Here is an 8,124-nt window from a genome sequence, read left to right on the forward strand (position 1 = left end):
ACGCAAGAATGAGCCTGAACTGTTGAAGAAGATCGATTCGGCGATCGCGGCGATCATCGCGAACGGAACTTACAAGAAGATTGAGTCGCATTATTTTAACTTTGACGTCTACGGCGCCAATCCGGCAAAGTGAGTCAGTGCCTGGCCCCGTGTTAGCGCGGGGCCAGGCTTCTCTTGATGATAAAGGATGACGATGTTCAACCTTGCAGGTTATGGACCACAGATTTTTCGGGGAACCATTGTTACGGTCGAGCTTTCATTGCTCTCGCTCTTGGTGTCGTTTGTCATTGGTCTGCTCGGTGCTTCGGCAAAACTTTCAAAAAGCCGGTTTCTGCGTGGATTGGCGACGATCTACACCACGATCATTCGTGGCGTGCCGGACCTGGTGTTGATGCTGCTGATTTTCTATTCGTTGCAGATTTGGCTCAATGATGCCACGGATTATTTAGACAGCATCCAGAACAGTATTGATTTTGAGGTAAGCTTAGACCCCTTCACCAGTGGTGTGATTACGCTTGGTTTCATTTATGGTGCATATTTTACTGAAACCTTTCGTGGCGCGTTCATGGCCGTGCCGAGAGGCCAGTTGGAAGCTGCAAGGGCGTTCGGGATGAAGCCATTTCTGGTATTCCGCCGCATCCTGTTTCCGCAGATGATGCGCTATGCGCTGCCCGGCCTCGCGAATAACTGGCAGGTGATCCTTAAAGCCACAGCGCTGGTCTCGCTGATCGGGCTTTCGGACATCATCAAGGCCGCGCAATATGCCGGCGAAGGTACGTTCCGCACGTTCTATTTTATGAGTATTGCGGGGCTTGTTTATTTACTTTTGACCACTTTTTCCAACGGCGTGCTAATGCTGCTGGAGCGCAAATACGCGGTCGGCGTAAGGAAGGCTGTGCTGTGATCTATATTATTCAAAATTTCGGCCGCGAGTTCCTGTACACCGATGGCTATCATATCACCGGCCTGGCCATGACGCTTTGGCTTCTGTTGATCTCATGTTCAGTGGGATTTTGCATTGCGCTGCCGTTGGCGATTTTGCGCAATGCGCGTAATCCGCTGGTCTGGGGGCCTGTGTGGCTCTATACTTTCGTGATCCGCGGTACGCCGCTGTATGTGCAGTTGCTAATCATCTACACTGGCTTTTATGGTCTGGACTTTGTCCGTAATTCCCCGCCGCTTGCGGCTTTCTTCAAGCAGGGGATTGACTGTACGCTACTCGCCTTTGCGCTGAATACCGGCGCATATACCACGGAGATTTTCGCCGGGGCGATCCGCGATACATCCTTCGGCGAGGTTGAGGCAGCGCGTTCGCTCGGTATGTCGCAGTTCACGCTGTACCGGCGGATCATCATTCCCTCGGCGCTGCGCCGTGCGCTGCCCGTGTATAGCAACGAGGTGATCCTGATGCTGCACGCCACCACGCTGGCTTTCACCGCAACCGTTCCGGACCTGTTGAAAGTTGCCAACGATGCTTATGCGGCGACATATAACCCATTCGCATCTTTTGCGACGGTGGCGCTGATCTATCTGTGCATTTCCTTCACGCTGATTTTTGGATTCCGCAAAGCCGAAGGGCATTTCTTGGCGTTTTTGAAGCCATAAGCCGCGTTTTCCATCTTTTTCCAGGCGGCCGTTCGCGTCGCCAGGGCTGCACGGAGTTTATCCCCGCACAATGAGAGAGTTCATAGATTATCCCATCGCTATCGTTGATGAAGCCTTTGGCGCGCCGACGACGGTTGGCCGTGTCGTCAGCGCGCTCGTGGCCGCGTTCGAGGCACGCAACCATCGGGTGCTGACCGGGATCACCATCGCTGATGCCAGTGCCGGCCGGGTTCTTTATACGGGCCTCTCGGCGGTGCTGATCGCAATTGATGGTTTCGCGACGCGCGACGCATTGATCGAGGCGCTGACAACTCTGCTGGATCTCGCCCTCGCGCGCGCGCCCGATCTGCCGATTTTTCTCTATGGCGAACAGCGCATGCAGGAGGATTTGCCGACCCATTTGATGAGCCGTATCGACGGCTATCTCTACCTGCACGATGATACGCCGAGCTTCATCGCCGGCTATGTGTCAAGCGCCATTCATCGTTATGTCGATGCGATGCTGCCACCGTTTTTCAAGGCACTTGTCCGCTATACCGATGCCGCGAAATATTCCTGGCATACCCCAGGGCACGGTGGCGGCGTTGCCTTCATGCGCTCGCCTGTCGGGCAGGCGTTCCACCGGTTTTTTGGCGAGAACACGCTGCGGGCGGATCTTTCCGTTTCAGTTCCGGAGCTTGGATCCCTGCTTGATCATTCCGGCCCGGTGCGTGAGGCCGAGCGCGAGGCGGCCCAAAGCTTTGGCGCTGACACAAGCTTTTTTGTAACCAACGGTACATCGAGCGCCAATAAAATCATCTGGTCCGGTCTCGTCGGCCCTGGCGATTATGTTCTGGTTGACCGTAACTGCCATAAATCACTCGTGCATGCGCTGATCATGACCGGAGCACAACCGATTTATCTGCGCCCCAGCCGTAACGCCTATGGCATCATCGGCCCGATCCCGCGCGCGCAATTTGATGCCGAGGCCCTCGCGGCACGGTTGCCGCCGGGAGCGCGGCTCAGCGTCGCCACGATTACGAACTCAACTTATGATGGTCTGTGCGTCAACACTGATGTCGTCAAGGCAGCTCTCGCGCCCATCACAAAGGCGATTCATTTCGACGAAGCCTGGCTGGCGCAAGCAAAATTCCATGAGTTTTACAGCAGCTTCTATGCGATGAGCGATACAGCCGCGCCTGTGGCACCTCTGGTTTTCTCTACCCAATCAACCCACAAGGTTCTTGCGGCTTTCTCGCAGGCATCGATGATCCATATCAAGGAAGGGACCGAAGTCCGGCTCGATCCCGATCGCTTCAACGAAGCTTTCATGATGCATTCTAGCACCTCGCCTTGGTATGGTATTATTGCCTCTTGCGATGTTGCCGCGCGCATGATGCGTGGCGCCGCCGGGCGCAGCCTGGTTGATGAAACCCTGCACGAGGCGGCGGATTTTCGGGCCGGCATCGCCCGGCTTGGCGCAGAGTCGGGCCGGGCCGGAGATTGGTGGTTCCGGCTGTGGGAGCCTGAAAACGCCGGGTTGGCGCAGGAAGACTGGACGCTGAAACCAGGCGATTCCTGGCATGGTTTTACGGATATCACCGATAATTTCACCTTGCTCGACCCGATCAAGGTGACAATTCTGTGCCCTGGATTGGGTGGGGAGGGCGCGGACGCACCGGGAATTCCAGCGCCCATCGTTGCAAAATTTTTATGGTCGCGCGGCATCGTGGTCGAGAAAATCGGCATCTACCATTTCCTCATCCTTTTCACGCTCGGTGTTTCACGCGGCAAATGGAGCAACCTCATCACCGAGCTTCTGGCCTTCCGCGCGCATTATCAGGCCAACACGCCGCTTGCTGATGTTTTGCCCGAGCTGGTGCGCGCAGCACCTGAACATTATGAGCGCATGGGTCTGGCTGAACTCTGTGCCGCCCAGCATGAGGCTTATCAAAAAGGCGATGTTCTGGCTTTGCAGAGTGCAATGTTCGCGGATCTGCCGGAACCCGCGATGACGCCGCAAATGGCGCACGCGGCCCTGGTTGGCAATCGCATCGAGCAGGTTGGCCTGGACGATTTGGAAGGGCGGATCCTGGCGCGCATGGTGGTGCCTTACCCGCCAGGAATTCCGCTCATTTTTCCGGGCGAGCGCGTCACCCTGCCGGCCATCATCGCGTATCTGCGCTTTGCGGAATCCTGGGACCGGCAGTTTCCCGGCTTTGAGACCGATATCCACGGCGCGCGCAAAGCACCCGATGGCACCTACCGGCTCGATTGCGTGGTCCTGCCGGAAGGTCAGGCTTAAGGCCATGCCGGGCCGCCTGCGCGCGGCAGGCGGCGTGAACCCTGGGGTGTTTTTAGTCGTTGCCCCAGGTTTTTCTCTGGAAGTTGTGATGCGCCTCAATGAAGCGCACCGTGCCGGACTTGCTGCGCATCACGATGGAATGCGTTTTGGCGCCATGGCCAAAGCGCTGCACGCCGCGCAGCATCTGGCCGGAGGTGATGCCGGTCGCCGCGAACATCACGTCACCCTTGGCCATCTCGGTCATGCTGTAGATGCGGCTGGGGTCGGTAATGCCCATGGTTCTTGCCCGCTCTATCTGCGCCTGGTCTTCGAAGAGAAGCCGCCCCTGCATTTGCCCGCCGGTGCAGCGCAGCGCGGCCGCGGCCAGAACGCCCTCCGGCGCGCCGCCTGAGCCGAGATACATGTCGATGCCTGTCTCCGGTTGGGAGGCGGCGATCACGCCCGCCACATCGCCTTCGCCGATCAGGGTGATCCGCGCGCCAGCCTCGCGGCAGCGGGCGATGATCTCCTGGTGGCGCTCACGCTCCAGGATGCACACCATCAGGTCCGCAATCTCGCAACGCTTTGCCTGCGCGAGGTTGCGCAGGTTCTCAGCCACCGGCGCCGCGAGGGAGATGATGCCTTCCGGCAGACCGGGGCCGACGGCGATCTTGTCCATATACACATCCGGCGCATGCAGAAAATTGCCATGCTCGGCGAGCGCGACCACGGCGAGCGCGTTGGGCGCGCCCTTGGCGGCGATTTCAGTGCCTTCCAGAGGGTCCACGGCAATGTCCATCGCCGGGCCGCCGCAACCGACTTTCTCGCCGATGAAGAGCATCGGCGCCTCGTCCATTTCCCCTTCGCCGATGACCACGGTGCCCGAGATCGCCACGGTGTCAAACGCCTTGCGCATCGCCTCCACCGCCGCGCCGTCGGCTTCGTTCTTTTTGCCGCGGCCGATCCAGCTTGAAGCCGCGATGGCGGCGGCCTCGGTCACGCGCACCAGCTCAAGCGCCAGGTTTCTGTCCCATACTGTGGGGTTGGTTTTTTTCATGGCGCGGTGTCCTTTTTGGTAAGGTGCAGAACAAGCCCTGCGGTTGAGGAATCGGCACTTTCGTCTGGCCGGCCGCTGGCGACGATGGGCAGCAGCCCGGTGGCAAGTTCCTTGCCGAGTTCTACGCCCCATTGATCGAAGGCGTTGATATCCCAGATGGCGGCTTCAACGAACACGCGGTGCTCGTATAATGCGATAAGCCGCCCCAGCGTGCGCGGGGTCAGCTTGTTATAGGCGAGGGTGACCGAGGGGCGGTTGCCGGGGAACACGCGGTGCGGGTTGCCATGGGCTTCCTCCAGCGTGCGGCCGAGCATCAAGGCGCGCGTTTGCGCCAGGCAGTTGGCGATGAGCAGATTATGGTGCTCGCGCATGGCCGGTTCATGCCCCTGCGCCGCGATGAGGAATTCGCAAGGAATAACTGCGGTGCCCTGGTGCAGAAGCTGGTAGAAGGCATGCTGGCCGTTGGTGCCGGGCTCGCCCCATACGAGCGGACCGGTGGCCTGCGTCACCGCGCTGCCGTCCTTGCGCACGCGCTTGCCGTTGGACTCCATGTCCAGCTGCTGCAGATACGCCGGGAAGCGCGCGAGACGCTGATCATACGGCAACACCGCGCGCGCCGCGTAGCCGCAGATGTTGCGGTGCCATATGCCGGTGAGGGCGAGCAGCACGGGCAGGTTGCTAGCAAAGGGCGCGGTGCGGAAATGCTGGTCCATCTCATGCGCACCCGCGAGGAATTCGCGAAAGTTTTCCGGGCCGATGGCCAGCATCACCGGCAGGCCGATGGCCGACCAGATGGAATAGCGCCCGCCCACCCAGTCCCAGAATCCAAAGGTCCGCTCGGGTAGAATCCCGAACACCGCGCCCTTGTCGAGGGCTGTTGACACCGCGGCGAAATGCCGCGCCACCGCTTGCTCGCCCAGCGCCTCCACAATCCATTGCCGTGCCGAATGGGCGTTGGTCATGGTCTCGATGGTGGTGAAGGTTTTCGAGGCGACGATGATGAGCGTGCGCGCGGGATCAAGCGTGCGGATGGTATCGGCCAGATGCGCGCCATCCACATTTGAGACGAAATGCACGCGCGGGCCATCATGATACGGCGCCAGCGCGCCGGTAACCATGGCCGGGCCGAGGTCTGAGCCGCCGATGCCGATGTTGATGACATCGCTGAACGCGCCGCCATCAGCGGCGGAGATTTCCCCCGTGCGGACGCCTTCGGCAAATTGGAACAAAGCTGCCAGGGTTTTGTTCACCTCCGGCATCACATCCGCGCCGTCCACATTCACCGGCGAATTGGAGATGTTGCGCAGAGCCGTATGCAGCACCGCACGGTTCTCGGTGGTGTTTATCTTCTCCCCCGCGAACATCGCATCGCGCTTCTGCGCAACCTGGGTTGCCTCGGCGAGTTGCAGCAGCAGCGCGCGGGTTGTCTCCGTCAACCCGGTTTTGGAATAGTCGAGCAGCAGATCATCCAGCCCGGCGGAAAATTCAGCGAACCGGCTGGGGTTTTGCGCGAACAACGCGCGCAGGGTGGGGCTCTCCTGTGCCGCGGCCGCCAGCTGGGCCCAGAGTTTATCCATGCGCGCCGCCTCCCCGGTGGATATCCAACGCCGCGGCCTGGGCAGCGGCGGCGGTGATCCCGCTCCAGTCTCCGGCGGCGATCATCGCGCGGCTCACCATCCAGGAACCGCCGATGCAGACCACGTTGGGCAGCTTCAGATACCGGGGCGCGGACTCAGGCGTGATACCCCCGGTCGGGCAGAATTTGAGCTGCGGCAGCGGCGAGGCGATGGACGACAAAAACGCCGCCCCGCCGGAGGCTTCAGCGGGGAAGAGCTTGGCGAACTCATAGCCGCGCTCGATCAGCCGCATCGCCTCCGAAGCCGTGGCGATACCGGGCAGCAGTTTGACCTGCGCCCCGGCCACGGCGTTGAGCAGGGTCTCGGTGGCGCCGGGGGAGACTGCGAATTTCGCGCCCGCAGCCACGGTTTTTTCAAACTGTTCGCCGCTCAGCACGGTGCCGGCGCCAACAATGGCATCGGGCACCTCCGCCGCGATGGCGCGGATGGCCTCCAGCCCCACGGCGGTGCGCAAGGTGATCTCAATGACAGGCAATCCACCGGCGACGAGCGCGCGCGCGAGCGGCACCGCCTGCGAGAGATGGTCGATGATGACGACCGGGATAACCGGTGCGGCGCGCAAAATGGTTTCGAGTTTCATGCGAGGCCCTTTGTGAAAATGCTCGCACCCGTATCGGCGGTGCTGACAGCGTGGCGGAAGGCGGCGAACAGGTCGCGCCCGGTACCGTAATGGTTGGCGGAAAGATCGGCGGTTGCCAGTGTGCGCGCGGCCCATACATCAGGCGGCACCAGAATGGTGAGATGGCCGTTGGTGCCGTCCACGCGGATCATGTCACCATCGCGCAGCTTGCCGATGGCCCCGCCATCGGCGGCTTCCGGGGTGACATGGATCGCGGCGGGCACCTTGCCGGAGGCGCCGGAAAGCCGGCCATCGGTCACCAGCGCCACGCGGTAGCCCTTGTCCTGCAACACCCCCAGCGGCGGCATCAGCTTATGCAACTCGGGCATGCCATTGGCCTTCGGCCCCTGAAAGCGCACGACGACCACTGTGTCCTGGTTCAGCTCGCCCGCCTTGAAGGCTGCCTGGACCTCTTCCTGCGAATGAAAGATCTTCGCGGGAGCCTCAATGATATGCCGCTCCGGCTTTACCGCGGAGGTTTTGATGACCGCGCGGCCGAGCGCGCCGTCGAGCACGCGCAACCCGCCAGTGGGCTGGAAGGGATCGGCCACGCCGCGCAGCACACTGGCATTGCCGCTGGCCTCGGGTGCGGGGAACCACGCAACTTGCCCATCCACCAGCTTCGGCTCCGCGGCATAGGCCCCAAGGCCGCTGCCCGCCACGGTGCGCACATCCTCATGCAGCAAACCGGCGGAAAGCAGCTCCCGGATCACAAATCCGGTGCCGCCGGCGGCGTGGAAATGATTCACATCGGCCGAGCCGTTGGGGTAGATGCGCGCCAGCAGCGGCGTGACCTCGGCCAGATCGGAGAAATCATCCCAGGTGAGGGTGATGCCGGCCGCCGCCGCCATCGCGACGAGATGCAGCGTGTGGTTGGTCGAGCCGCCGGTGGCGTGCAGGCCCACGATGCCGTTCACGAACGCGCGTTCGTCCAGGATTAGGC

At 61.2% G+C, this 8,124-nt stretch carries 8 protein-coding genes; 4 read left to right on the plus strand and 4 right to left on the minus strand.

All coding sequences use genetic code 11. The features are described from left to right. The 4 genes from HKL97_RS04665 to HKL97_RS04680 all read left to right on the plus strand — a co-directional run. On the plus strand, nt 1–133 hold a 133-nt coding region (locus HKL97_RS04665; protein WP_291422637.1), incomplete at its 5' end, for a transporter substrate-binding domain-containing protein. Nucleotides 134–193: 60 nt separating this feature from the next. Further along, nucleotides 194–904, plus strand: a complete 711-nt coding sequence (locus HKL97_RS04670) for an ABC transporter permease (protein ID WP_291422945.1) — start codon at nt 194–196, stop codon at nt 902–904. Continuing rightward, nucleotides 901–1,605, plus strand: coding sequence for a histidine ABC transporter permease HisM (gene hisM, locus HKL97_RS04675; protein WP_291422947.1), 705 nt, complete (start codon nt 901–903; stop codon nt 1,603–1,605). Before HKL97_RS04670 ends, hisM begins: the two co-directional genes overlap by 4 nt. Nucleotides 1,606–1,675: 70 nt before the next feature. Further along, nucleotides 1,676–3,889, plus strand: a complete 2,214-nt coding sequence (locus tag HKL97_RS04680) for an Orn/Lys/Arg decarboxylase N-terminal domain-containing protein (RefSeq protein WP_291422949.1) — start codon at nt 1,676–1,678, stop codon at nt 3,887–3,889. A gap of 52 nt (nt 3,890–3,941) precedes the next feature. On the opposite strand, the gene glpX is transcribed toward HKL97_RS04680, so the two are convergent. The 4 genes from glpX to HKL97_RS04700 form a co-directional block, all read right to left on the minus strand. Continuing rightward, complete coding sequence (gene glpX, locus HKL97_RS04685) at nt 3,942–4,925, minus strand: class II fructose-bisphosphatase (RefSeq protein WP_291422951.1); 984 nt, start codon at nt 4,923–4,925, stop codon at nt 3,942–3,944. Next, complete coding sequence (gene pgi, locus HKL97_RS04690) at nt 4,922–6,502, minus strand: glucose-6-phosphate isomerase (protein WP_291422953.1); 1,581 nt, start codon at nt 6,500–6,502, stop codon at nt 4,922–4,924. The genes glpX and pgi overlap by 4 nt, the downstream gene beginning before the upstream one ends. Continuing rightward, nucleotides 6,495–7,142, minus strand: a complete 648-nt coding sequence (gene eda, locus HKL97_RS04695; protein ID WP_291422955.1) for a bifunctional 4-hydroxy-2-oxoglutarate aldolase/2-dehydro-3-deoxy-phosphogluconate aldolase — start codon at nt 7,140–7,142, stop codon at nt 6,495–6,497. The genes pgi and eda overlap by 8 nt, the downstream gene beginning before the upstream one ends. Next, nucleotides 7,139–8,124 (minus strand): dihydroxy-acid dehydratase (locus tag HKL97_RS04700; protein WP_291422957.1); only part of this gene is annotated, 986 nt, incomplete at its 5' end. The genes HKL97_RS04700 and eda, both read right to left, overlap by 4 nt.

The sequence above is a fragment of the Acidocella sp. genome (assembly GCF_013044125.1).
Taxonomy (GTDB): Bacteria; Pseudomonadota; Alphaproteobacteria; order Acetobacterales; family Acetobacteraceae; genus Acidocella.